This is a genomic window from Nocardia sp. MDA0666, assembly GCF_003023875.1.
Classification (GTDB): Bacteria; Actinomycetota; Actinomycetes; order Mycobacteriales; family Mycobacteriaceae; genus Nocardia; species Nocardia aobensis.
Map to the genome: position 1 here is coordinate 163,741 of NZ_PYHT01000008.1, position 26,122 is coordinate 189,862.

At 68.4% G+C, this 26,122-nt stretch carries 20 protein-coding genes and 1 riboswitch; of the genes, 8 read left to right on the forward strand and 12 right to left on the reverse strand.

The window, feature by feature from the left end; genetic code table 11:
- Positions 1–49 precede the first annotated feature (49 nt).
- Entirely contained in the window at positions 50–3,454 is a 3,405-nt protein-coding gene (locus tag C8258_RS14440) for a pyruvate carboxylase (protein ID WP_106955607.1), read from the reverse strand.
- Positions 3,455–3,667: 213 nt separating this feature from the next.
- Positions 3,668–3,888: riboswitch (cobalamin riboswitch) on the forward strand.
- A gap of 134 nt (positions 3,889–4,022) precedes the next feature.
- Between C8258_RS14440 and metE the strand changes: the two genes are divergently transcribed.
- Positions 4,023–6,293: a 5-methyltetrahydropteroyltriglutamate--homocysteine S-methyltransferase gene (metE, locus tag C8258_RS14445; protein WP_233225086.1), complete on the forward strand. Its 2,271-nt coding sequence runs from the start codon at positions 4,023–4,025 to the stop codon at positions 6,291–6,293.
- Positions 6,294–6,586: 293 nt separating this feature from the next.
- On the forward strand, positions 6,587–7,999 hold the full coding sequence (locus C8258_RS14450; protein WP_106955687.1) for a short-chain fatty acyl-CoA regulator family protein: 1,413 nt from the start codon (positions 6,587–6,589) through the stop codon (positions 7,997–7,999).
- On the opposite strand, the gene recG is transcribed toward C8258_RS14450, so the two are convergent.
- On the reverse strand, positions 8,000–10,291 hold the full coding sequence (gene recG, locus C8258_RS14455) for an ATP-dependent DNA helicase RecG (protein ID WP_106955608.1): 2,292 nt from the start codon (positions 10,289–10,291) through the stop codon (positions 8,000–8,002).
- On the reverse strand, positions 10,292–12,172 hold the full coding sequence (locus C8258_RS14460) for a DAK2 domain-containing protein (protein WP_233225087.1): 1,881 nt from the start codon (positions 12,170–12,172) through the stop codon (positions 10,292–10,294).
- A gap of 321 nt (positions 12,173–12,493) precedes the next feature.
- Between C8258_RS14460 and rpmB the strand changes: the two genes are divergently transcribed.
- Positions 12,494–12,685: a 50S ribosomal protein L28 gene (gene rpmB / locus C8258_RS14465; RefSeq protein ID WP_011210730.1), complete on the forward strand. Its 192-nt coding sequence runs from the start codon at positions 12,494–12,496 to the stop codon at positions 12,683–12,685.
- 115 nt (positions 12,686–12,800) lie between these two features.
- Positions 12,801–13,331, forward strand: coding sequence for a GNAT family N-acetyltransferase (locus C8258_RS14470; protein ID WP_158271258.1), 531 nt, complete (start codon positions 12,801–12,803; stop codon positions 13,329–13,331).
- Here the strand turns inward: C8258_RS14470 and C8258_RS14475 are convergent.
- The 3 genes from C8258_RS14475 to C8258_RS14485 all read right to left on the reverse strand — a co-directional run bounded on the left by C8258_RS14475 (position 13,315) and on the right by C8258_RS14485 (position 15,340).
- Positions 13,315–13,593, reverse strand: coding sequence for a hypothetical protein (locus tag C8258_RS14475; RefSeq protein ID WP_030513011.1), 279 nt, complete (start codon positions 13,591–13,593; stop codon positions 13,315–13,317). The genes C8258_RS14470 and C8258_RS14475 overlap by 17 nt on opposite strands.
- Positions 13,594–13,631: 38 nt before the next feature.
- Positions 13,632–14,309, reverse strand: coding sequence for a uracil-DNA glycosylase (locus C8258_RS14480; protein WP_036503772.1), 678 nt, complete (start codon positions 14,307–14,309; stop codon positions 13,632–13,634).
- Positions 14,310–14,383: 74 nt separating this feature from the next.
- Entirely contained in the window at positions 14,384–15,340 is a 957-nt protein-coding gene (locus tag C8258_RS14485; protein WP_106955689.1) for a thiamine-phosphate kinase, read from the reverse strand.
- Positions 15,341–15,587: 247 nt separating this feature from the next.
- Between C8258_RS14485 and C8258_RS14490 the strand changes: the two genes are divergently transcribed.
- Positions 15,588–16,361 carry a DUF3515 domain-containing protein gene (locus C8258_RS14490; RefSeq protein WP_106955610.1) on the forward strand — a complete coding sequence of 258 codons (774 nt, stop codon included), beginning with the start codon at positions 15,588–15,590 and terminating at the stop codon, positions 16,359–16,361.
- A gap of 5 nt (positions 16,362–16,366) precedes the next feature.
- Here the strand turns inward: C8258_RS14490 and C8258_RS14495 are convergent, their stop codons facing one another.
- The 3 genes from C8258_RS14495 to C8258_RS14505 are packed head-to-tail and all read right to left on the reverse strand — an operon-like array spanning position 16,367 to position 18,846.
- Positions 16,367–16,654, reverse strand: a complete 288-nt coding sequence (locus tag C8258_RS14495; RefSeq protein ID WP_063065043.1) for a DUF6191 domain-containing protein — start codon at positions 16,652–16,654, stop codon at positions 16,367–16,369.
- 43 nt (positions 16,655–16,697) lie between these two features.
- Complete coding sequence (locus C8258_RS14500; RefSeq protein ID WP_106955611.1) at positions 16,698–17,816, reverse strand: D-alanine--D-alanine ligase family protein; 1,119 nt, start codon at positions 17,814–17,816, stop codon at positions 16,698–16,700.
- A 34-nt stretch (positions 17,817–17,850) separates the two neighbouring features.
- On the reverse strand, positions 17,851–18,846 hold the full coding sequence (locus tag C8258_RS14505; RefSeq protein WP_106955690.1) for an NAD(P)H-dependent glycerol-3-phosphate dehydrogenase: 996 nt from the start codon (positions 18,844–18,846) through the stop codon (positions 17,851–17,853).
- 112 nt (positions 18,847–18,958) lie between these two features.
- Between C8258_RS14505 and cofC the strand changes: the two genes are divergently transcribed.
- The 3 genes from cofC (at position 18,959) to C8258_RS14520 (ending at position 23,072) form a co-directional block, all read left to right on the forward strand.
- Positions 18,959–19,738 carry a 2-phospho-L-lactate guanylyltransferase gene (gene cofC / locus C8258_RS14510; protein WP_106955612.1) on the forward strand — a complete coding sequence of 260 codons (780 nt, stop codon included), beginning with the start codon at positions 18,959–18,961 and terminating at the stop codon, positions 19,736–19,738.
- Positions 19,739–19,809: 71 nt separating this feature from the next.
- Positions 19,810–22,026 (forward strand): RNA degradosome polyphosphate kinase, encoded by a 2,217-nt coding sequence (locus C8258_RS14515; RefSeq protein WP_106955613.1) that lies wholly within the window; start codon positions 19,810–19,812, stop codon positions 22,024–22,026.
- A gap of 83 nt (positions 22,027–22,109) precedes the next feature.
- Positions 22,110–23,072: an NUDIX hydrolase gene (locus tag C8258_RS14520; protein ID WP_106955691.1), complete on the forward strand. Its 963-nt coding sequence runs from the start codon at positions 22,110–22,112 to the stop codon at positions 23,070–23,072.
- A 72-nt stretch (positions 23,073–23,144) separates the two neighbouring features.
- On the opposite strand, the gene C8258_RS14525 is transcribed toward C8258_RS14520, so the two are convergent.
- The 3 genes from C8258_RS14525 to leuC all read right to left on the reverse strand — a co-directional run bounded on the left by C8258_RS14525 (position 23,145) and on the right by leuC (position 26,027).
- Positions 23,145–23,801 carry an HU family DNA-binding protein gene (locus C8258_RS14525; RefSeq protein ID WP_063065019.1) on the reverse strand — a complete coding sequence of 219 codons (657 nt, stop codon included), beginning with the start codon at positions 23,799–23,801 and terminating at the stop codon, positions 23,145–23,147.
- Positions 23,802–23,957: 156 nt separating this feature from the next.
- The gene (gene leuD, locus C8258_RS14530) at positions 23,958–24,566 is read right to left on the reverse strand and encodes a 3-isopropylmalate dehydratase small subunit (RefSeq protein WP_036503809.1); all 609 of its coding nucleotides are present in this window, start codon (positions 24,564–24,566) and stop codon (positions 23,958–23,960) included.
- 36 nt (positions 24,567–24,602) lie between these two features.
- Entirely contained in the window at positions 24,603–26,027 is a 1,425-nt protein-coding gene (gene leuC / locus C8258_RS14535) for a 3-isopropylmalate dehydratase large subunit (protein WP_063007943.1), read from the reverse strand.
- Positions 26,028–26,122 lie beyond the last annotated feature (95 nt).

The following is a 26,122-nucleotide window of genomic DNA, read 5'->3' on the forward strand; positions in this document are numbered from 1 at the left end:
GATCACGGCCGGCCCTCGCTACGCGCCCGAATGTGGCTGACCGGCACCGTCATTCGGCGGCGGTCTCGTTCATGCGCAGTTCCACCAGCAGATCGCCACCCTCCACCTGCTGCACCGTGCCGATGGCCACGCGGGCGACGACACCGGCGCGGGGTGCGGTGATGGCGGCTTCCATCTTCATGGCCTCGATCGTGCCGACCGTGTCACCGGCGGCGACCGTGTCACCTTCGCCGACGGTCAGCGTGACGACACCGGCGAAGGGGGCGGCGATGTGGCCGGCGTTGTTCTTGTCGGCCTTCTCCGCCACCGGGACCTCGCTGGCGATCGAGCGGTCGCGCACCTGTACCGGACGCAACTGCCCGTTGAGGATGCACATGACCGTGCGCATACCCCGCTCGTCCGGTTCGGAGATCGCCTCGAGACCGATCAGCAGGGTGACGCCCTTCTCCAGTTCGACGCGGTGTTCCTCGCCGTGGCGCAGTCCGTAGAAGAACTGATTCGCCGACAAGCCGGTGGTGTCGCCGTATTTCTCCCGGTGCGCCAGGAATTCCGCGGTGGGTGCGGGAAACAGCAACCGGTTCAACGTCTCTCGGCGCTGCTGCGACGAACCGTCCAGCGCCGCGGCGTCTTCCGCGGTCAACGGAACTTCCGGCTTCGCCGGGCCGCGGCCCTCGAGGGCGCGGCTGCGGAAGGGTTCGGGCCAGCCACCGGCCGGGGTGCCGAGTTCGCCGCGCAGGAAACCGATGACCGAGTCCGGGATGTCGTAGCGCGCCGGGTCGGTGGCGAAATCCTCCACGTCCACACCGGATCCGACCAGGGACAGGGCGAGGTCACCGACGACCTTCGAGGACGGGGTGACCTTGACCAGGCGACCCAGCAGCCGGTCGGCGGCCGCGTATTTCGCCTCGACCTCCTCGAACCGGTCGCCCAGCCCGAGCGCGATGGCCTGCTGCCGCAGATTCGACAGCTGCCCACCCGGAATCTCGTGGTGGTACACCCGGCCCGTCGGCCCCGGCAATCCGGATTCGAACGGCGCGTACACCTTGCGCAACGCCTCCCAGTACGGCTCGAGATCGCAGACCGCGTCGAGGTTCAGCCCGGTGTCGTAGGGCGAATGCGCGGCCGCGGCGACGATCGCCGACAGTGCGGGCTGGCTCGTGGTGCCGGCCATCGGGGCGCTCGCCCCGTCCACGGCGTCCGCACCGGCCTGCCAGGCCGCCAGATAGGTGGCGAGCTGACCGCCCGGGGTGTCGTGGGTGTGCACGTGCACCGGCAGATCGAAGTTGCTGCGCAGCGCCGTCACCAGCGTGTGCGCGGCCGGCGCCCGCAGCAGCCCGGCCATGTCCTTGATCGCCAGCACGTGTGCGCCGGCCTCGACGATCTGCTCGGCGAGCTTCAGGTAGTAGTCGAGGGTGTAGAGGTTCTCGTTCGGATTCGACAGATCGCCGGTGTAGGACATCGCGACCTCGGCCAGCGCGGTCCCCGTCTCACGCACCGCGTCGATCGCCGGCCGCATCTGATCCACATTGTTGAGTGCGTCGAAGATCCGGAAGATGTCGATGCCGGTATCGGTGGCCTCCCGCACGAACGCCCGCGTCACCTGCTCCGGATACGGCGTGTAGCCGACGGTGTTGCGCCCGCGCAGCAGCATCTGCAGGCAGATGTTCGGAATCGCCTCCCGCAGTGCGGCCAGCCGCTCCCACGGATCCTCGTACAGGAACCGCAGCGCCACATCGTAGGTCGCGCCACCCCAGCACTCGACCGACAGCAGTTCCGGCGTCATCCGGGCCACGTGCCCAGCCACCGTCAGCAGTCCACGCGTCCGCACCCGGGTCGCGAGCAGCGACTGATGGGCGTCGCGGAAGGTGGTGTCGGTGACGCCGACGGCGTCGCGCTCGCGCAGCCAGCGCGCGAACCCCTCGGGCCCCAGCTCGAGCAGTCGCTGGCGGGTACCGTCCGGCGGCGGCGCACTCAGATCGATCGCCGGCAGTTTGTCGTGCGGATATACCGCCGTCGGCCGCTCACCGTGCGGCTTGTTCACCGTCACGTCGGCCAGATAGCGCAGGATGCGGGTGCCTCGGTCGGCCGAACCGCGTTGGGTCAGCAGCTCCGGGCGCTCGTCGATGAACGAGGTGGTGATCCGCCCGGCCCGGAAGTCCGGATCGTCGAGCACCGCCTGCAGGAACGGGATGTTCGTGGCCACGCCACGGATGCGGAACTCCGCCACCGCGCGCCGGGCCCGCGCCACCGCCTGCGGGAAGTCGCGGCCGCGGCAGGTCAGCTTCACCAGCATGGAGTCGAAGTGCGCGCCGACCTCGGCGCCGAGGTTCGCACCGCCGTCGAGGCGGATACCACCGCCGCCGGGCGAGCGGTAGGCGGTGATGCGTCCGGTGTCGGGTCGGAAGCCGTTGGCCGGATCCTCGGTCGTGATCCGGCACTGCAGCGCGGCACCGTGAATCGACACGCTGTCCTGGCTCAGTCCCAGATCCGCCAGCGACTCGCCGGCCGCGATGCGCAGCTGCGACTGCACGAGGTCGACGTCGGTGATCTCCTCGGTCACCGTGTGCTCGACCTGGATGCGCGGGTTCATCTCGATGAACACGTGACGGCCGCGCTCGTCGAGCAGGAACTCCACGGTGCCGGCGCACGAGTACCCGATCTGCCGCGCGAAGGCCACCGCGTCCGCGCAAATACGTTCGCGCAGTGCGGGATCCAGGTTCGGCGCGGGCGCGAGCTCGATCACCTTCTGGTGCCGCCGCTGCAGCGAACAGTCGCGCTCGAACAGATGCATGACGTTGCCGTGCTGATCGGCCAGGATCTGCACCTCGATATGACGCGGGTTGATCACCGCCTGCTCCAGGAAGACCGTCGCGTCCCCGAACGCCGACTCCGCCTCACGCATGGCCGCCTCGATCGCCTCGCGCAGCTGCACCCGGTCCGCGACCCGGCGCATACCCCGGCCGCCACCACCGGCGACCGCCTTCACGAACACCGGGAACTCCATCTGCTCCGCGGCGCGCAGCAATTCCTCGACATCGGCCGAGGGCGCGCTGGAGTTCAGCACCGGAAGCCCGGCCGCCTTCGCCGCCGCGATGGCCCGTGCCTTGTTACCGGTCAGTTCGAGCACCTCGGCCGAGGGACCGATGAAGGTGATGCCCTCCGCCGCGCACGCCGCGGCGAGGTCCGGATTCTCCGACAGGAAGCCGTAGCCGGGGTAGACCGCATCGGCGCCGGCGGACTTGGCGGCGCTGATGATCTCGGGAATCGAGAGGTAGGCCCGCACGGGATGTCCGGGGACACCGATTTGATACGACTCGTCGGCCTTGAGGCGATGCACCGAGTTGCGATCTTCGTAGGGGAAAACCGCCACGGTGCCGATGCCGAGTTCGTAGGCGGCACGGAAGGCACGGATGGCGATTTCCCCGCGGTTGGCGACCAGCACTTTGGAGAACATTCGATAAAGGTACCTGCCCGGTGAGCGGGGCCGGACAGTGAATACGGCTTCGCAGCCATCCTCACAAACCGGATCGGCGAGTCTGCGAAGTTGTGTTCTTCCAGCGGAAACAAAGACGGCCGGGCGGGCGGTGTTTCCCCTGCCACTCGCGGTGGATTACGCTCGGGAACGCAGCTGGTTCGCTGCCGTCGACGAGTTGGAGCCCCGAGCGTCGCGCGCAGCGTCGAAACCGGTCCTCGCGGGCCGGCGAGAGGGAACCCGGTGGGAATCCGGGACTGTCCCGCAGCGGTGAACAGGAACGACCGCCGTCATGAGCACTGGATCCTTTCCGGGAAGCGACGGCCAGTAGGTGACATCCGGGGCCCCATCTCCGGACCGGTCCGTACGACCGATGCCTGTGAGTCCGAAGACCTGCCGGTTGTGCCGGATACGCCGTATCCGGCGGCCACCGCCTCGTGGATCGGGCGGGCGGACCCGCGGCACACCGGAACCCCCGGTGCGGCAGTGTTTTTCGGGGCTTCGTCCGCCGTGCGGCGGTGACCTGTGGCTTCCACTTCTGGAGAACACCGTGACTGTCACAACGCATACTCGTTTCACCGCAACGATTCTGGGCCTGCCGCGCATCGGGCCGCGGCGCGAACTCAAACGTGCCGTCGAAGGTTATTGGGCCGGACGGATCGACGCCGCCGAACTGCGGGCCGTCGCCCGGCAGCTGCGCGCACAGGGCTGGACCGCGGCGCACGACGCCGGCCTCGACGCGGTACCGGTGGGCACCTTCTCGTTCTACGACCAGATGCTCGATACCGCGGTCATGCTGGGCGCGCTGCCGCCGCGAGTCGCCGGCATCGGCGATCCGCTGGACCGCTATTTCGCCGCCGCGCGCGGCGCCGAGGGCGTCGAACCGCTGGAGATGACCAAATGGTTCGACACCAACTACCACTATCTGGTGCCGGAAATCGGCCCGGACACCCGGTTCGCCCTCGATCCGTCGGCACTGCTCGGCGAGCTGCGCGAGGCGCGTGAGCTGGGCATCGCCGCCCGGCCGGTGGTCATCGGCCCGCTGACCTTCCTGGCCCTGTCCAAAGGTGTCGACGGCGTCGCGCCGATGGACCGGCTGGCCGAGCTGATCCCGCTGTACCGGGACCTGCTGGCCCGGCTGGCCGACGCGGGCGCCGCCTGGGTCCAGATCGACGAACCCGTGCTGGTGCGCGACCTCTCCGAGGCGGAACTCGGCGCCGTCCGCACCACCTACGCCGAATTGAGCGACGGGGACCGGCGGCCGAACATCCTGGTGGCCACCTACTTCGGCTCCCCGGGTCCGGCGCTGGGCGCCCTGGCCGCCACGCCGGTCGAGGGTGTGGCACTCGACTTCCGTTCCGGCACAACCGTTTCCGAGGTCGCCGCAGTACCCGCCCTGGCGGACAAACTGGTGGTGGCCGGCGTGGTGGACGGCCGCAACATCTGGCGCACGGATCTGGAAGCGGCGCTGAGTGAGCTGGCCACCCTGCTGGGTTCGGTCGGCGCGCTGGCGGTGTCGACCTCGAGTTCACTGCTGCATGTGCCGTATTCGCTGGACGTGGAGCCCGGCCTGGACCCGGTGCTGCGGTCGTGGCTGGCTTTCGGCGCCGAGAAGATCGACGAGGTACGGGTCCTGGCGCATGCGGTCGATGCGGGCACCGACGCGGTCGCCGCGGAGCTCGCCGCTTCCCGTGCCGCGATCGCGAGCCGCCGCTCCGATCCGCGTCTGCACAACGAGGCCGTGCGGGCCCGGCTCGCCGGTCTCGGTGAGGATCAGGCGCGGCGAGCGCCGGCGCAGCGCCGCCGTGAGCTGCAGCGCGCACAGCTGCGCCTGCCGCTGCTGCCCACGACCACCATCGGCTCCTATCCGCAGACCACCGCGATCCGCACCGCTCGCGCGGACCTGCGCGCCGGCACGATCGACGACGCGCAGTATCGCGAGCGGATGCGCGCCGAGATCGCGGATGTGATTGCGCTACAGGAGGATCTGGGGCTCGACGTGCTCGTGCACGGCGAACCCGAGCGCAACGACATGGTTCAGTACTTCGCCGAACAGCTCGACGGATTCGCCGCCACCGACAACGGCTGGGTGCAGTCCTACGGCACCCGCTGCGTGCGCCCGCCGATCCTCTACGGCGACGTCGTGCGCACCGCGCCGATGACCGTCGAGTGGATCACCTACGCCCAATCGCTGACCGGCAAGCCGGTCAAGGGCATGCTGACCGGCCCGGTCACGATTCTGGCCTGGTCGTTCGTGCGCGACGATCAGCCGCTCGCCGACACCGCGCGGCAGGTGGCGCTGGCCATTCGCGACGAGACGGTGGATCTGGAGGCCGCCGGCATCCGGATCGTCCAGGTCGACGAACCCGCGCTGCGGGAACTGCTGCCGCTGCGCCGTGCTGATCAGGAGCAGTACCTGGACTGGGCCGTGGGCGCGTTCCGCCTGGCCACCGCCGGGGTTCGCGACGACACCCAGATCCACACCCATCTGTGCTACTCCGAATTCGGCGAGATCATCGGCGCCATCGCGGCCTTGGATGCCGATGTCACGTCGGTGGAGGCGGCGCGCTCGCATATGGAGATCCTCGACGATCTCACCACCGCCGGATACGCGCTCGGCATCGGGCCCGGCGTCTACGACATCCACTCACCGCGGGTGCCGAGCGTGAGCGAGATCGAGAACTCGCTGCGCGAAGCGATGAAAGCCGTTCCGGCGGAGCGGTTGTGGGTGAATCCGGACTGCGGACTCAAGACCCGCGGCCGCGCCGAGGTGGAGGCGTCGCTGCGCAATATGGTCGAGGCGGCCGCGCTGGTGCGCTGATGCCGTACGGTCGGCGACTCGCCCGGACGCGGGTCGCCGGCCGGACAGGCTCTCGTCATGTGGCTCCGGCGGGCACCAGCAGCCTTCCCGGCAACCTTTTCCACCCGGTAGTTCACCACCTCCGAGCAGCACTTCCGCTATCGTGCACACACCCGATCCGGCCGCATACTTCGCACGCTACGCATTGCCGAAGTTGATCAAAACTCCTTGCAACAGCAGATTTTTGTACGCGCCGAGTAGCGAAATTGCAATGATTGCGAAGATGTGAAGGTAGCATCTGCGGCGTGCGCAAGATGTATGCGGGTGCCCGGTTACGGCGGTTGCGCGAAGAACGACGGATGACCCAGGCCGCCCTGGCCAAGTCGTTGGAGCTTTCGCCCAGCTATCTCAATCAGCTCGAACGTGACCAGCGACCCCTGACGATTCCCGTTCTCCTGAAACTCAATTCGACCTTCGATCTGGATGTGCAATTCTTCGCCGCCGACTCCGACGCACGCCTGGTGTCGGACCTGCACGAGGTGCTGGTGGAGGCGGCCGGCGGTACCGCCCCGCCGGCCGCGGAGGTCGAAGATCTCGCCACCCGGCTGCCGGAGGTCGCCAAGACGATCGTCGCGATGCATCGCCGCCTGCGCGCCACGACCGATCAGCTCGATCTGCTGTCGTCGAAGGTCGCCGCCCCCACCGGGGCGCCCGGCGTCCCGATGCCCTACGAGGATGTGCGCGACTTCTTCTACGACCATCACAACCACATCCCCCAGCTGGATCTGGCCGCCGAACGACTGTTCGACGAATGCGGTCTGACCATCGGATCGATCGATCGCCAACTGGCCCGCGTGGCCGAGGAGCGAGCCGGGGTCACCGTTCTGGTCCGCGGCGACGGCGCCGATCCCGCCGTTCCGAAACGGCGCTACGACCCCGAGACCCGCACCCTCATCCTCGCGCGCCGGCTGCGCCCCGGTCAGCGGGCATTCCAGATCGCCACCACGCTCGCCTTCCTGCTGCACGGCGATCTGCTCGACGAGGTCCTCGACGCCACCCCGTCGCTGGTCGGTGAATCGCGGGCGCTGGCCCGGGTCGGCCTGGCCAACTATTTCGCGGGCGCGGTGGTGCTGCCGTACGGGAAGTTCCTGCGGTCGGCCGAGGAACTGTCCTACGACATCGACCTGCTCTCCCTGCGTTTCGAGGTCGGCTTCGAGACGGTCTGCCACCGGCTGAGCACGCTGCAGCGGCAGGGACAGCGCGGAGTGCCGTTCTTCTTCGTCCGCACCGACCGTGCGGGCAATATCTCGAAACGTCAGTCCGCCACCGCATTTCACTTCTCCAGGGTGGGTGGGAGCTGCCCGCTGTGGGTGGTGCACGAGGCGTTCTCCCATCCCGGTCGGATCCTCACGCAGGTCGCGGCCATGCCGGACGGCCGCCGCTATCTGTGGATCGCGCGCACGACCTATCCCAGTCCGCACGGATTCGGCACCGCCACCAAGGAATTCGCGGTCGGGCTGGGCTGCGATATCGAATACGCCGATCGGCTGGTGTATTCGCAAGGCCTGCAGCTCGACGAGCCGGCCGCAGCGGTGCCCATCGGCGCCGGATGCAAGGTGTGCGAGCGGCCCGCCTGCCCGCAGCGCGCGTTCCCGCAGATCGGCCGCCCGCTGGCGGTCACCGAGAATTCCAGCGTCGATCTGCCGTATCCGCCCGCGGTCCGCTGATCAGGACTTCGCCAGATATTCCAGCCGCTCGGAGTCGACGGCGGCATGCATCATATTCGCCAATCCCGGATGGTCTGTCAGCCCCGGATCGGCGTCGACGACCTCCCGCGCCAGCACCTGGGCGGTGGTGATGACGTCGAGATCGTCGAGCAAGGAGAGCAGTTTCAGGCTGCGCGCGGTACCCGACTGCGCCGAACCCAGCACATCGCCCTCCCGGCGCTGCCGCAGATCGAGCACCGACAGTTCGAAACCGTCCAGCGTGCCCGCCACCGCCTCCAGCCGTGCCATGGCCGTACCCATCGGCGAGGTTTCGGTGATGAGCAGGCACAGACCGGGATGCTTGCCGCGACCCACGCGACCGCGCAGCTGATGCAGCTGGCTGACGCCGAACCGGTCGGCGTCCACGATGACCATGACGGTCGCATTGGGCACGTCGACGCCGACCTCGACGACCGTGGTGCAGACCAGCACGTCGATATCGCCGTCGTTGAACGAGCGCATGACGCGATCCTTGTCGTCGGTCGGCAGCCGGCCGTGCAACAGTCCGAGACGCAGATCCGCCAGCGGCCCGGTGCGCAGCGTCTCGAAGACGTCGATCGCGGCATGGGTGGTCGGCGCCTCGCCCGTGTCGTCGTCGGCTTGTTTGCGGCTCTTACCTTTCGACTTGGCGCCCTTCTTCGGTGCGCCGTCGTCCTCCTCGTCGCCGATGCGGGAGCACACCACGTAGGCCTGCCGGCCCGCTGCCACCTCTTCCCGGATCCGCTCCCAGGCGCGCTCGACCCATGCCGGTTTCATCCGGGCCGGCACGACCCGGGTGGTGATGGGTGAGCGGCCGCGTGGCAGTTCGGTCAGGGTGGAGGTTTCCAGATCGCCGAGGGTGGTCATCGCGATGGTGCGCGGAATCGGCGTCGCGGTCATCACCAGCAGATGCGGGGTGATGCCGTCTTTCGCCTTGGCGCGCAACGCGTCTCGTTGCTCCACACCGAAGCGGTGCTGTTCGTCGACGATCACCATGCCCAGATCGAAGAATTCGACCGCGTCCTGGATCAACGCGTGCGTGCCGATCACGATGCCGGCCGTCCCGGTCACCACGTCCAGCAGTGCCGCCTTCTTCGCACTCGCCGACATCGAACCGGTCAGCAGCACCACCTTGGTGGCATCGTCGGCGGCGCCCAGCTCACCCGCGCCACCGAGATCGCCGAGCATGGACCGCAACGACCGGTAATGCTGGGCGGCAAGGACTTCCGTCGGTGCCAGCAGCACACACTGCAGTCCGGCGTCGACCACCTGCAGCATCGCGTGCAGGGCGACGATGGTCTTACCGGAACCGACCTCACCCTGCAGCAACCGGTGCATCGGATGCGGGCGCGACAGGTCGCCGGCGATCTCGGCGATCACCTTGTTCTGGCCGGCGGTCAACTCGAACGGCAGGCGCTGTTCGAATTCGGCGGCGATACCGTCGGAGCGCGGCGGGCACGGCCGCGCGGTGCGCCCGGCGGCGTCGTGGCGGCGCTGAGCCAGAACCAGCTGCAACGCCAGGGCCTCGTCGAAGCGCAGCCGCTGCCGAGCCTGGTCGATATCGGATTTTCGTTCGGGCAGGTGGATCAGCCGCAGCGCATCCGATACCGGAAGCAGTTCGTGGTCTTCGCGAAGGTCCTGCGGCAGCGGATCGTCGATCGGGTCGAGCTGGTCGAGCACCTGCCGCACACACGCCAGAATGTCCCAGCTCTGCACCTTCGCGGTCGCCGGATACACCGGGATGTATTCCCGCTCGAAGAACGAGATATCCACTCCTCCGGCGCCTTTCGCACTCTCCGCCAGACCGCGGAGGGCGCCGCCGCCGCGCACGGAGGTGAGACTGTCCACCGATTCGGCGGTTTCGGGCAGGATCAGATACGACGGATGCGACAGATTCCAGCGGTCCGGCCGCCACCAGTGCACGGTGCCCGACATCATGGCCCGAACACCCTGTTTGACAAGGTAATTCACCTTGTCGCCGTTGAAGAAGGTGATCTCCACCGGCTTCGCGGAGCCGGTGTCGAGTTCCACCTTGAGCAGTTTGCCGCGACGCTGGCGCATCGGTCGCAGTTCGGTCTTGCTCACCCGGCCCACCACCGTGATGTGGGCGCCCTCTTCGGGAGCCTCCTCGGTGAGCGGCTGGCCCTGGGTGGCGTAACGCAGCGGATAGTGCCGCAGCAGATCCTCGACGATATGCATATCGAAGGCGTCGGCCAGCGGTTCGGCCGCCTTCGCCCCCAGCACGTGATCGAGCCGGTCGCTCAGTGTCGCCATCTACTCCACCCCGATCTGGACCAGGTCCGCGGCCTGACCGCCGTCGTAGGTGACGACCTCCACGCCGGGAAATTCCGTGGTGATGTGTGCGGTGAGCTCGTCCGCCAACCCGGCGGGCGCCTGCGCGCCCAGCAGCAGCGTCACCAGTTCCCCGCCCAGGCCGAGCATGCGATCGAGCAGGGTGCGGGCGGCTCGGCGCAGGTCCGGATCGATGACGACCACGTCGTGGCCCACCAGGCCGAGTCCGTCGCCCTGCTCGCATGTGCCGACGATGGTCAGCGCGCGTTCGGCGGCGACGCGGACCGCACCCCACCGGGTACTGGCGGCCGACTGCGACATCGTCAGCGCGTCGTCGACGGCCAGGCTGCCGCTGTCGTGCAGGGCGAGCGCCGCCAGCCCCTGCACCATGGAGCCGCTGGGCAGCATCATCACCTCGCGCCAGCCGTCCCGGGCGGCCATGCCGATCGCCACCAGTTCCGGCGCCGGCAGCGCCCCGTTGGGCAGCACCAGCACTTCCCGCTGCGGCATCTCGCGAATGGCGGCGAGCAGGCGATCGGCGGTCACCGCGCCGGTGAGCACGACCGCGCCGGAGTCCTCGAACAACCGCACCGCCCCCGCGCCGGTGGCGATCGCGAGAATGCCTCGATCGGACTGTCCTTGCGCGGCAACGGAAGTGCCGAACAAACCCTCGATTCGGATGTTGCTCAGGGCGCCGGCCGCCAGCCCGGCCTCCACCGCGGCGCCGGCATCGGCGCAATGCACGTGCGCCGACCAGCTGCCCTCGCCGTCGCCCACCACGACCACCGAATCCCCCAGCGCGGCAAGGGCATCACGCAGCCGGTCGATGCGCGCCGGATCGGTCTCGACGATCCGGTACATGACCTCGTACCGGTGCACGCTCGCCCGATTGCGACGGCCGGATTCCTTCCCGGCGCGCCGCACGGCCTCCGTGCCGGATGCGCGTTGCGGCGAAATCACCGGCAGCGCAGCGTCTTCAGCACCGGCCTGTGCACTGACGATGTGTGCGTAATCGGAGTTCCCCGGCGGTACAGCGCGACTCGTGCCGGGGCCGTCGCCCGCGATCACTTCCGACGGGGCGGCCCTCGGTCGCTCGGACGACGAATCCGCATGCGCCGCAGTGTCGTTCACGTGCACGTCCGGCGAATCCGCCACCAGAGCACCGCGACGTACCGGTCCAGCGGCCGACCGCGCGGCATCCGAAGCCGTCACCCGGTAGACCGGACGCGCGGGTGCGCTCCCGGTGCACACCTCCACCAGGGCGTCCAGCAGGACCAGCAGCCCGCGCGCCCCGGCATCGACGACACCGGCCGCGCGCAGCACGACCAGTTGTGACGGTGTCTCCCCCAGCGCCTTCACCGCGCCGTCGGCGGCGGCGACGGCCACCGCGGCGACCGTCTGTTCCGCACAGTCCTCCGCGCGGTCCGCGGCCGCTTCCAGCACGGTGAGCATGGTGCCCTCGACCGGCTCGCTCAGCGATTCCCGGACCAGGACCGCCGCCCGGCGCAACGCGGTGCGCAGCGTGGCCGCGGTGAGGTCGTCGCGATCGGCCGACTCGGCCAGCCCCCGCAGCACCTGCGACAGGATGATCCCCGAATTCCCGCACGCCGCGGCGGTCGCGGCCCGGGCCATGGCGCCGAGCGGACCGGCGGCGTCACCCGACGGGTCCGCGGCGCCGTGCGCTTGCGTCGCGGCGAGTGCGGCGCGCATGGTGATGAGCAGATTGGTTCCGGTGTCGGAATCGGCCACCGGGAAGACGTTCAGCGCGTTGATCTCCTCGCGGTGCGCGAGCAGGCGTTCCACACACAGCGCACCCCACTGCCGCAGTGCGGCCGCATCGAGCCTCTCCCGGACCCCGCGCACGTCACCGTCCTTCCGCCACCGCGATCACACCGTCGAACCCGCCAGCCAGGGTAGTCGTCCGCACCGACACCCTCGACACACGAAGCCGGTAGGGAGGCGGATCCGGCGGCGGAGACGAGGCAGCCGCGGACGGGTGCCTGCGGCGAGCCCCAGGGCGATTGGACATCGAATACGGCCGACCGCTACTCTTGCAGGGTTGCCTCACGCGGCCCCTGTCGGTCGCGTTCACCGGCGGTAGCGCCGGTAGGCATTGAGGATAAAGTTTCCGGACAGGCTGTCTCACCGACAGCGGTCCCCCATGACATGAAGGAGCTCGCGACTATGGCTGCCGTCTGCGACGTCTGCGCCAAGGGCCCCGGCTTCGGTAAGTCGGTTTCGCACTCGCACCGGCGCACCAACCGTCGCTGGAACCCGAACATCCAGACCGTTCGTGCCCAGGTTGCCCCCGGCAACACCCGCCGCATGAACGTCTGCACCTCCTGCCTGAAGGCCGGAAAGGTTGTTCGCGGCTGAGCTGCGTAGACATCTTCGACGCCCCGGCGCACCCACAGGGTGACCGGGGCGTTGTCATGTGCTCACCCTGCCCCACACGCGGGACGCCAGAGTGAACCCGCACCGCCCGCGGATTGTGACGGCGTCCACCGAATACGCCCGTGATCTGGCGATCTGCCATATCGAATCGTGGCGTGAGGCCTACCGCGGACTGGTGCCCGAGCATGTACTCGCCGCCTTCGACGTCGACCGCCGCACCGCCCGGTGGGCCGCCCTCATCGACTCGATCGACGAGAGCGCGGCGGCCGATCGAACGGCGCACACCATCGTGCTGGCCGTCGACGACACCCGCGCCCCCGGCGACCGCGTCCTCGGATTCGCGCACGCCGGACCGCCTCGCGACGAACCGCGCGTCGCCGATCGGGAACTGTATGCGCTCTACGTCCGGGCCGACCGATACGGCACCGGCATCGCACAGGAATTGCTGCGTGCGATTCTCCTCCCCGACACCGACACCGCGTTATGGGTGTTCGAGGAGAATCCACGCGCCCGGAATTTCTATCGAAAGTTCGGATTCGCCGCCGACGAGGCCCGCCGAATCGAACCGTTCTCCCTGGCGAGCGAGATCCGGATGATCGCCCGCCGCCCGATTACTGGGCGCCGTTGAAGCAGTCGAGTCCGCCCTGCGCGCTGATGCTCTGGAAGATGCACAGACCGCGCGCATTGACATTGGACGACAGCGACGACGAACCCGTCTGCGGATCCCACAGGGCCAGCACCGGTCCCGCGTGCTGAGTGGTGGTGACCTCTTCCTGCGGGGTGGCCGGCTCCAGCGGCAGGCCGGCGGCCTGCGCTATCGCGGGTGCGCCGAGGACCGCCGCACCGGCGGCAACGGCGACTACGGCACCGCGCACGGATGTGATCTGCATGCATCTGCTCCTGTTTCGCTCGAACTGTTACGCCGCGGTCAGGGCAAGCGCCAATCGACCGGGGCGGCCCCCAATGTACCGAGCAATTCGTTGGTGCGGGAGAAAGGCCTCGATCCGAAGAAACCACGTGAGGCGGACAGCGGTGAGGGATGGGCGGATTCGATGGTCGGGACATCGCCGAGCATCGGCTTCAACGTCGAGGCGTCGCGGCCCCACAGGATCGCGACCAGCGGCTGCTCACGCGCCACGAGCGCGCGAATCGCCTGCTCGGTCACCGCTTCCCAGCCTTTGCCGCGATGCGACGCGGGCTGGCCGGGCGAGACCGTCAGCACTCGGTTCAGCAGCAGCACACCCTGATCCGACCACGGCGACAGGTCGCCGCACGACGGGGTCGGATGGCCGAGATCGCGCGAATACTCCGAGAAGATGTTCGCCAGGCTGCGTGGCACCGGCGAAACATCCGGCGCCACCGAGAAACTCAACCCCATGGCATGCCCGGGAGTCGGATACGGATCTTGCCCGACGATCAGCACGCGCACCTTGTCGAACGGACGGGTGAAGGCGCGTAAGACGTTCTCGCCCTTGGGAAAGTAGCCACGGCCGGCGGCGTTCTCCGCCCGCAGGAACTCCCCCATCTCGGAGATCCGGTCGGTCACCGGTTCCAATGCCTCGGCCCAGCCCGTATCGATGATCTGCGGCAGTGGTTTCGCGCCCATGTCGGGACAAGATAGTCGCCGCGGCTCGGCGTCCGCACGCCGCCCACCCGCCGTCGCATCGTCGGGCCGCACCGCTATTCGCCCCCTCCGAACGACTCCCAGCCCAACGGCCCCGACCACCGCGCTCCGTCGACGAAAACACCCGAGCCGGTGCATACCCGGCCGACCGCCCGCCAGCCCGGCGGGACGGTGGCGCCGGCTCCGAAGGTGGCGGCGAAGGCATGGTCCTCACCACCGGTGAGCACCCAGCCGAGCGCGTCGGCGTGCAGCGCGGCGGCGACCGGAGACAGCGCCGGGTCCGCCACCGCCGCCGAATCGACATCGACCGCCACACCGGAGGATTCGGCGATATGCGACAGATCGGCGAGCAGTCCGTCGGAGACGTCGGTCATCGCGGTGATCTCCGTGGCGTCCGGCAGCTCCAGCACGGCGGAGTAGGGCGGTCGTGGAACACGATGGGCGGCAACCACATCGGTGAACAGCTCGGCATCGGAAACTCCGTCCGCACCGGCCGACAGTGCCGCCAGCCCGGCCGCCGACCAGCCGAGCCGGCCCGCGACCGCCACGATATCGCCGTCGCGCGCCCCAGAGCGCAGCACGGCCCGGCCGCGGGGGTCACCGAATGCGGTCACCGAGATCACCAGCTGCGGGCTGCGCACCACATCGCCCCCGGCGATCGGGGCCCCGGCCCGCCGGGCCTCCGCCCACATGCCGTCGGCCAATCCGTCGACGAACGTCACCGGCGTCTCGGCGGGGCAGCCCAGCGACACCACGAACGCGCTGGGCGTGGCACCCATCGCGACCACGTCGGCGGCATTCTGCGCGATCGCCTTGGCCCCGATGTCCTCCGGCCGCGACCAGTCCAGCCGGAAATGCCGATCCTGCACGAGCATGTCGGTGCTGACCACGTAGCGCCCGGCCGGCGCCGCGATCACCGCCGCATCGTCCCCGGGCCCCAGCTCGACGCCGCCACCGAACGACCGCCCGGCGTTCATCCGTTCGATCAATGCGAATTCGCCCAGGTCGCGCACGGTGCGCGGGCCGCTCTCGGTGATGTCGCTCTCCTTCTCCACACCCGGTCAGGTCACCGGGGACACCACACTCCGACGCTACCCTGTGCCTGGGCAGCGGCACCGGCCCGCTGTGGCCTCCCCTCGGGCGCGGCGGCGCCCGGATGCCGCGGGAGCGCGCCGACGGCCGTTCGATACCCTCGAACACGCATTCCAGACAATCAGCCGGGCGCGACGCCCGCCCGGCACGAGTGGAGACGAATCCCGGATGAGTAGCGAGACGGACCGGCCGACAGCGGACAACCCGCAGCCCGACCGACCGGAGTCCGAGCCCGGCCTCCCCGCCGCGGCCGACCCGGAACCCGCTACCGACCGGCCCGAGAACTCCGCGCCGACCGTGGCCGAAACCCCCGAAACCCCCGCAATCCCCGAGACCGACGGCTCCGACCGCGTCGCCTCGTCGGACACCGAATCCGCCACCGAGGCATCCGACGACTCCGGCCCCCAGCTGCATCCGGCGCTGATCGCGACCGCTGTCGCACTTCCGGTCGCGCTGATCGTCGTCGTCCTCGTCATCGCGGCCATGTCGCGACAGTCCGCCGGCCGCGAGCCGCTGGCGCTGGGCTCGGTACCGGCGCCCGCGGCGTCGAGCCAGGATTGCACCTCCCTGCTGGCCGCGCTGCCGGAGTCACTCGGCGACGACTACACCAAATCCGAACTGGCCCAACCGGCTCCGCCCGCGACCGCGGCCTGGCAGCTGTCGGACGGCGGCGATCCGATCGTGCTGCGCTGCGGCCTGGACCGGCCGCTGGAATTCACCAAGGCCTCCGCGCTGCAGGTGGTCAACGGCGTGAACTGGTTCGAGGTGCGCGATCAGACCAGCGGCGTGACCTCCGGCACCTGGTACGCGGTGGATCGCGGCACCTATATCGCTGTGACGATGCCCACCAAGGCGGGACCGTCTCCCCTGCAGGAGATGTCGAACACGATCGGCAAGACCTTGCCGGCGAAGCCGCTCGACCCGGGGCCCGTGCCGAACTGATCCGGTCAGGAACGCGGTAACCGCGCCCGTCCGGAGTTCAGGTCGATCTCCGCGTCACCGGGGGTTCCGTCGCCCGGGTTCTCGCGGTGCATGAGAACCGTCTGCCGCTCCTCGAATTCGTGCCGCTTACCCGCGTCGAACAACGCGTCGAACTGCTCGAATCCGATCCCCGCCGCGCTCGGCCCGGCGGACTCGCGCATCCACGGCAGCGCGGCGCGACCGGTCATCTTCCGGTAGCCCACCTCGGCGAACGCGACCGCGATGATCAGCAGCGCCAGCCCGGGCAAAGTCATCGCGAGAATCACCCCACCGAGATTACGCGCGCGGCACCGCCGCTCAGCGCAGTCCGGTGCCCCGGGTCAGCGCCGTCTCGATCAGGGTGGTGATCAGGGTGCGATTGTCGATTCCGGTGGCATCCCACATGCGCGGATACATGGAGATGGAGGTGAATCCGGGCAAGGTGTTGATCTCGTTGATCACCGGCCCCGATTCGGTGACGAAGAAGTCGACCCGAGCCAGCCCCTGGCAGTCCAGCGCCCGGAACGCCCGCACCGAGAGCTCCCGGATCTGTTGCGAGGTATCGTCGTTCAGCTTGGCCGGGATATCGAACTCGCACACGTCGTCGAGGTATTTGGTGTCGAAATCGTAGAATTGCGGTGCGCCGGAGGCGGTTTCGCTCTCGGAGATGTCGTCGCCGGGCATGCGGATCTCGGCGATCACGCTGGCCTCCACCCGGCCGTCCGGGAATTCCAGTACGCCGCATTCGACTTCGCGTCCGACGATGGCGGCTTCCACGATCACCTTCGGATCGTGCAGGCGGGCCGCGGCGATCGCCGAATCGAGATCGATCCAGTCCTCGACCTTGGTGATGCCGATCGAGGAGCCCCCGCGCGCGGGTTTGACGAAGACGGGCAGGCCGAGCCGGTCCCGGTCGGCCTCGCTCACCGAATCGGTGCCGGGGCGCAGCACCACCTGCGTGCCGACCGGAAGTCCTTCCGCGGCAAGGAGTTTCTTGGTGAACTCCTTGTCCATTCCGGTGGCGCTGGCCAGCACGCCGGGGCCGACGTACGGCACACCCGCCAGCTCCAGCAGTCCCTGCAGGGTGCCGTCCTCACCCCACGGCCCGTGCAGTACCGGGAACACCACGTCGACCACGCCCAGTACCGCTTCGGCGCCGTCGAGCGCGACCAGGGCGCCCGAGCGGCTCGGATCGGCGGCCAGGGTCAGCACGGTGCCGGCCGAGTCGACCGTGGGCAGGGCACGCTCGCGGATGGCGAGTGCGCGCGCATCGGCGCCGCTGAGGACCCAGGCGCCCTCGCGGGTGATACCGATCGGCACCGCCTCGTAGCGTTCGGGATCCAGGTTCGTCAGCACCATGCCGGCCGAAACGCACGACACCGCGTGTTCGTTGCTGCGGCCACCGAACACCACCGCAACCCTGATCCGGTTTGTCATAGTCCGAACCGTACCCCGGCCGGACCGAAATCATTCATTCCGGTTTGATCCGCCGACCGAGTAATTGCCCGACGGCATCGGACACCGAGAGCCCCTCGTGACAGACTCGATGCACCGCCGTGGTCAGCGGCATCTCCACATTGTGGGTCTCGGCCAGCGCGCGGATCGAGGTACACGACTTCACACCCTCCGCGACCTGCCCGTGTGTCGCGTCCTGAGCGGCGCGCATCGAACCGCCGGCGCCCAGCACATGACCGAAGGACCGGTTGCGCGACAGCGGCGAGGTGCAGGTTGCCACCAGATCGCCCACCCCGGCCAGACCGGCCAGCGTGACCGGATTCGCACCCAGCGCCACCCCGAGCCGGATGATCTCGGCGAGCCCGCGGGTGATCAGACTGGCGACGGAATTGTCACCCAGGCCCATACCCGCGGCGATCCCGCACGCCAGCGCGATCACGTTCTTGCACGCGCCGCCGATCTCGCAGCCGATCACATCGGTATTGGTGTAGGGCCGGAAATAGCCGGTGGCACAGGAATGCTGCACGGCCTCCGCACGCGCGGCGTCGGAGCAGGCGACCACCGAGGCGGCCGGCTGTTCGGCGGCGATCTCACGCGCCAGGTTCGGGCCCGACAGTACCGCGATGCGCCCGGAATCCGCGCCGGTCACCTCCGCGATGACCTCGCTCATCCGCATGAGTGTCCCGGTCTCGATGCCCTTGGCCAGACTCAGCAGCGTCGCATCGGAGCGGATGGCCGCGCGCCAGTGCGCGAGATTGGGACGCAAGGACTGCGACGGAACCGCCAGCACGACGATGTCGGCGTCGTCGAGGGCCACCCGGTAATCGTCGGTCGCCGCGATCCCGTCGAGCCACACATCGGGCAGATAGCCGGGATTGCGATGTTCGGTCGCCACGGCCTTCGCGATCTCGGGCCGCCGCGCCCACATCGTGACCTCGGTACCCGCGTCGTTGAGCACTTTCGCGAATGCGGTACCCCAGGATCCCGCACCCATCACTGCCGCCCTCGTCATCGTTTCAATATGCCACTCGCCGCGGCGCGAGTACCCGGTACTCGGGGGTTCGCGTGTTCGATCGGTCACCGCTCCCAGGCTGCGGGCACCCGGAACGTGCGACGATGAACACATGCGTCCGGATGCCGTCCACGCCGTGATCGCGGTCAAGCACCTCGACCGAGCCAAGAGCCGACTCGCCGACCGATTGCCGGCCGGCGAACGCTCGCGGCTGGTGCTGGCCATGCTGTCGGATACGGTCGCCGCGACCCTGGCCGCCGGGCTGGGCTCGGTCACGGTCGTGACACCCGATCAGCGCGTCGCGACCGTCGTGCGTGAACTCGGTGCGGCAGTGCATCCGGACCCGTCCGAGGCAACTCCCGCCGATACCGCCCGGTCCCACTCGGACAGCGACGGCCTGAACACCGCGCTGGCATCGGCCGCCGCCGCCGTGCGCGAGCGCCACGGCGCCGTCGATCTGCTTGCGCTGCAAGCCGATCTGCCAGCCGTGCACGCCGACGAGCTGCGGGCGATGCTCGCCGCCGCCCCCGGCACCGGCCGCTCCGTGATCGTCGACCACACCGGCCGGGGCACCGCGGCGCTGCTGGTTCGCGCCGCCGGCCACACCCACGCGGCGGATTCGCTCGCCCCGTCGGCGGCGGGCGATGCCGCCGCCCTGCTGCCCCGCTTCGGGGCGGATTCCGCGCGCCGCCACCGGGAATCCGGTGCGGTGGAACTGGGCGGGCACTGGCCCGGTCTGCGACTCGACGTCGACACCGCCGAGGATCTCGACCGTGCGCTGTCGCTCGGGGTCGGCACGGCCACCGCCGCGCTGTTGCGCGACATCGGCTGGCCGGTAGGTGTTCACGAGAACCTCATTCGGAGGTGTGCCGCACCGTCACATGTGTGCTAGATGATCGCCAGGCCTCGATGAGAGGCCGCACCACGGTGGTGTCGAGCGCGACACCACCCGAGCCGTAAGGAATGATCGTGAGCGTGAGCGAAACGGAGACCGTCCCGCAACAGCCCCGGCTACCGGCGGCCCCGCCGGCGGCCACGCCACCGCCCACCACGGCCGCCGCGACACAGTTGCCCGCAGATCGCTACCTCAATCGAGAACTGAGCTGGCTGGATTTCAACGCCCGCGTGCTGGCCCTGGCCGAGGACCCTTCCGAACCGCTGCTGGAACGCGCCAAATTCCTCGCCATCTTCTCCTCGAACCTCGACGAGTTCTACATGGTGCGGGTGGCCGGCCTCAAACGCCGCGCCGAGGCCGGACTCTCGGTCCGCTCCGCCGACGGCCTGTCGCCCACCGAACAGCTCACCCTCATCGCCGAGCGCACCCAGGAACTGGCCGGGCGGCATGCGCGGGTCTTCCTCGACCAGGTGCGGCCCGCCCTGGCCGAGGACGGTATCGCCATCATCGGCTGGGCCGATCTGGACGACGACGAACGCCGCCGGCTGTCGGGGTACTTCCTCGACCAGGTGTTCCCGGTGCTGACTCCGCTCGCGGTCGACCCCGCGCACCCGTTCCCCTACATCAGCGGCCTGAGCCTGAATCTGGCTGTCACGGTGAAGGATTCCGAGACCGGCGGGGAGCATTTCGCCCGCGTGAAGGTCCCCGACAACGTCGACCGCTTCGTCCGGGTGCGCCGCACCATCACCGAAACCGCCGGCGCCCGCCGAGATTCCGACATCGCCGCTGTCCCCCGGCTGGCCGCCTTCCTGCCGATGGAAGATCTGATCGCCGCCCACCTCGATCAGCTCTTCCCGGGAATGGAAGTGGTGGAACACCATTCGTTCCGCATCACGCGCAACGCCGACTTCGAGGTCGACGAGGACCGCGACGAGGATCTGCTACAGGCCCTCGAACGCGAACTGGCCCGCCGCCGCTTCGGATCGCCGGTGCGCCTGGAAGTTTCCGACGATATGACCGAGCACATGCTCGAGCTGCTGCTGCGCGAACTCGACGTCGACCCCGGTGATGTGATCCAGGTGCCCGGCCTGCTCGACCTGTCGTGCCTGTGGCAGGTCTACGGCGTCGACCGGCCGCTGCTCAAGGACGCGCCCTACGTTCCGGCCACCCCGCCGGCATTCGGTGAAAGAGAAACGCCACGAAACGTTTTCGCCGCCCTGCGCGAGGGCGACGTGCTGGTGCACCACCCCTACGATTCGTTCTCCACCAGCGTGCAACGTTTCATCGAGCAGGCCGCGGCCGATCCGCAGGTGCTGGCCATCAAACAGACCCTCTACCGCACCTCCGGCGACTCTCCCATCGTCAACGCGCTCATCGATGCCGCCGAGGCCGGTAAACAGGTCGTCGCGCTGGTCGAGATCAAGGCCCGCTTCGACGAACAGGCCAACATCAAATGGGCACGCGCCCTGGAACAGGCGGGCGTGCACGTGGTCTACGGCCTCATCGGCCTCAAGACGCACTGCAAGACCTGTCTGGTGGTGCGCCGCGAAGGGGCCACCATCCGCCGCTACTGCCATATCGGGACCGGTAACTACAACCCGAAGACCGCGCGGCTCTACGAGGACGTCGGACTGCTCACCGCCGCACCGGAAATCGGCGCCGACCTCACCGACCTGTTCAACTCGCTGACCGGCTATTCGCGAAAGGCCAACTACCGCAACCTCCTGGTCGCGCCGAGCAGCGTGCGCTCGGGCATCGTGGAACGGATCCGGCGCGAGACCGAACTGGCCGCCCAGGGTGTGCCGGCTCGAATTCGCCTCAAGGCCAACGCGATCGTCGACGAGCAGATCATCGACGCGCTCTATCGCGCGTCCCAGGCCGGTGTTCCGGTGCAGATCGTGGTGCGCGGCATCTGCGGGCTGCGCCCGGGTGTGCCAGGGATGAGCGACAACATCGAGGTGCGCTCGATTCTCGGCCGGTTCCTGGAACATTCGCGCATCATGCATTTCCAGGCCCAGGACGAGTACTGGATCGGCAGCGCCGACATGATGCATCGCAATCTCGACCGGCGCGTGGAGGTCATGGCGCAGGTGAAGGATCCGAAGCTGCGCGAGCGGCTGGCGGTGGTGTTCGATTCCGCACTCGATCCCGCGACCCGGTGCTGGGTGCTGCAGCCCGACGGCAGCTGGGCGGCCCAGCCCAGCCCCGAGGCCTTGGGTCGCGGCGTGCAGGTGCGTGACCATCAGGAGTTCCTCATGCGACTGCGGAGGCCGGACCAGCAGTGAAATCCTCGGCGACACGAGATTTCGATCGGTCCCCGGACGACGGCGACACCGCCCTCGATCGCCTCGGCGACACCGGCGGGTCGATGAGCGACGGCAAGGTGGATGCAGATGAGAGCCGTTCGGGCGACACCATCTCGGATCCGCGGGTGACCGCCAACATCATCGCCGCCGGCGCGGTGGTGTGGCGGCGGCCCCGCGACGGCGGACCGGTCGAGGTCGCCCTCGTACACCGGCCGAAATACGACGATTGGTCGCTGCCCAAAGGAAAGCTCGACCCGGGCGAAACCCCAATGGTCGCGGCCGTGCGCGAAGTAGCCGAAGAAACCGGCCTGAACTGCCGTCTGGGGCGCTATCTCGGTCGGGTCACATATCCGGTGCCCGGACATCGCAAACTCAAACGAGTGGACTATTGGGCGGCCACTCCCGTCGACGGCGAGTTCGTCACCAATTCCGAAGTCGACCAGCTGCGCTGGCACCGGGTGGACCGGGTGATGGATCAACTGTCCTACCCGATGGATCGCCGCATCATCCGCAATTTCCTGCGCCTGCCGCCGGATACCGCGACCCTGGTGCTGGTGCGGCATGCGAAAGCGGGCCGCCGCGACCGATTCACCGGTCCCGACGACGAACGGCCGCTGGAAAAGGCCGGTCGCGCACAGGTTCAGGTGCTGACGCCGAATCTGCTCGCCTTCGGCCCGGGCGCGGTGTACTCGGCGCCTCCGCTGCGGTGTGTGCAGACCGTCGCGCCGGTCGCCGACGCCCTCGGCCTCGCCATCGCCCGCGAGCCGCTGCTGTCGGAAAGCGGTTATGCCGCAGCACCGCAGGCCGGTGTGGATCGGCTGCGGGAACTGGTCTCCCCCGACGTCGTTCCGCTCGTGTGCAGTCAGGGCAAGGTCATTCCGGATCTGCTGCAACGCTGGGCCGACGACGACGGTCTCACCCTGCCGCCGGCTCGGAACCGTAAGGGCAGCGTGTGGGTGCTGTCGGTCGCCGACGGCCGGCTGGTCGCCGCCGATCACCTCGATCGGTCTCTGCGTACCCACTGAAAACCGGCGTACTCACTGAAACGCAATGACCCCGGCCCGAAAGGACCGGGGTCATTGTCGTCGCGTCACTCGCTATCGCCGCGTGGTGCGCTTGGTTGCCGTGCGCTTGGCAGCGGTCTTCTTGGCGGGCGCCTTCTTGGCCGCGGTCTTGGCCGCGGTCGTCTTCTTCGCCGCGGTCGTCTTCTTGGCTGTCGCCTTGGTGGCCGTGGTCTTCTTGGCCGGAGCCTTCTTCGCCGCGGTCGTCTTCTTCGCCGCGGTCACCTTCTTCGCGGGCGCCTTCGCGGCTGCCTTCTTGGCGGTCGTCTTCTTGGCCGGAGCCGCCTTCTTGGCCGTGGTCTTCTTCGCGGCGGTCTTCTTCGCCGTGGTCTTCTTGGCGGCGCTCTTCTTCGCCGCACCCGACACCGGCGCTGCCACACCGCGTTTCACGGCCGGACCGGCCGCCGCGATCTTCTGCTTGCCCGAGATGATCGCCTTGAACTGCGCACCCGGGCGGAACGCGGGCACCGAAGTGGGCTTCACCTTCACCGTCTCGCCGGTTCGGGGATTACGCGCCACCCGTGCCGCCCGCTTGCGCTGTTCGAATACACCGAATCCGGTGATTGTGACGCTCTGACCCTTGTTCACCGCACGCACGATCGTGTCGACAATGTGCTCGACTGCCGCAGTGGCCGTGCGCCTGTCAGTACCCAACTTCTCGGTCAGAACATCGATCAGTTCCGCCTTGTTCATTGAATCCTCCGCAGACTAATGGCCCGTCGTCGGACCGACTAGGTACCACGGTAAACCCTGAATGGGCAAGAGTCTATGTGCCACGCCAAATTTCATGTGGCGTGGCACACGCGCAGCAACCTCGATTGGTTGCTCTCAGCTAACACTCGAGACCGTTCAGTCCCCGGAAATAGCCGCTGGAATGGTGGTCGGTTTCCAAGACGGCCTTGCCTTTTCGAACTGCTCGATGGCCTCTTCCTGCCGAAGTGTGAGTCCGATGTCGTCCAGACCTTCCAGCAGCCGCCACCGGGTGTAGTCGTCAATATCGAAGGGCAACACGGTGGTTCCAGCGGCCACAGTGCGCGCCTCGAGATCGACGATCAATTCCAGGCCGGGATGTTCTTCGATCAACTTCCAGAGCAATTCGACATCATGTTGTGACATCTGCGCGGCCACCAAGCCGCCCTTACCGGCGTTGCCCCGGAAGATGTCGGCGAAGCGGGAAGAGATCACCACCCGGAAGCCATAGTCCATCAATGCCCAAACCGCATGCTCTCGCGACGATCCCGTACCGAAATCCGGTCCCGCGACCAACACACTTCCCCGGTCGAACGGGCTGGTGTTGAGAATGAAGCCCGGATCCGAACGCCAGGCGGCGAACAGACCGTCCTCGAATCCCGTTCGAGTCACCCGTTTCAGATAGACCGCGGGGATGATCTGGTCGGTATCGACATTCGACCGGCGCAACGGCACGCCGATCCCCTTGTGCACCTTGAACGGTTCCATAGTTGCTCCTGTAGTCCTGGGGTGAATTCCGGCCGGTCAGTTCAGATCAGCGGGCGCCGACAACCGGCCCCGCACCGCCGTCGCGGCCGCGACCTGCGGCGAAACCAGATGCGTACGGCCGCCTTTACCCTGACGACCCTCGAAGTTGCGGTTCGATGTCGAAGCACACCGCTGACCGGGAGAAAGCTGATCCGGATTCATTCCCAGGCACATCGAGCAGCCGGCCTGACGCCATTCCGCGCCGGCGGCGGTGAAAATCTCGCCCAAGCCCTCGGATTCGGCCTGGGCGCGCACCCGCATCGAGCCCGGAACGATCAACATCCGCACGCTCTCGGCCACCTTGCGGCCCTTCAGAACGTCCGCCACGGCCCGCAAATCCTCGATCCGGCCGTTGGTGCACGACCCCACGAAAACCGTATCCACGGACACCTCACGAAGCGGAGTACCCGGCTCCAAATCCATATAAGTCAGCGCCTTCTCAGCGGACGCTCGCTCGTTTTCGTCGGCGAAATCCTCCGGATTCGGCACCACATCGCCCAGCGGGGCGCCCTGACCGGGGTTCGTTCCCCAGGTGACGAACGGCGTCAGCGACGAGGCGTCCAGGTGCACCTCGGCGTCGAATGTGGCGTCCGGATCGGTCTTCAGCGCCTCCCAGGCGGCCACCGCCGCATCCCAGTCCGCGCCGGTCGGAGCATGTTCGCGGCCCTTCAGGAATTCGTAGGTGACCTCGTCGGGGGCCACCATGCCCGCCCGGGCGCCGGCCTCGATCGACATGTTGCACATCGTCATCCGCGCCTCCATGGACATGGCGCGCACGGCCTCGCCGCGGTATTCGAGCACATAGCCCTGCCCGCCACCGGTGCCGATCTTCGCGATGACCGCCAGAATCACGTCCTTGCTCGTGACGCCGGGCGGCAACTCGCCGTCGATATTGATCGCCATGGTCTTGAACGGCCGCAGCGACAACGTCTGCGTCGCCATCACATGTTCGACCTCGCTGGTGCCGATACCCATCGCCAGCGCGCCGAATGCGCCGTGGGTGGAGGTGTGCGAATCACCACACACCACGGTCATGCCCGGCTGCGTCAAACCCAGCTGCGGACCGACCACGTGCACGATGCCCTGTTCGATATCACCCATCGGATACAGCCGGACGCCGAATTCCTCGCAATTGCGCCGCAGGGTTTCCACCTGGGTGCGCGAGATCGGATCCGCGATCGGCTTATCGATATCGACCGTCGGCACGTTGTGGTCCTCGGTCGCGATGGTCAGATCCGGCCGGCGCACCGGACGACCCGCCGCCCGCAACCCGTCGAAGGCCTGCGGACTCGTGACCTCGTGCACCAGGTGCAGATCGATGTAGATGAGATCGGGTTCGCGCTGCGCACCCTCCCCCGCACCCCGTGCGACGACATGCTGGTCCCAGACCTTCTCCGCCAGCGTGCGTGGCCGTTCGGCCATGACAACCACCTCTCTGTGTTATCTGCGACGGCTTCGCCGTCGCGGGTTCGCGGCCCCTTGGGCCTCGATTTTTCCCTCCTCCGCTCAGTCGCTGC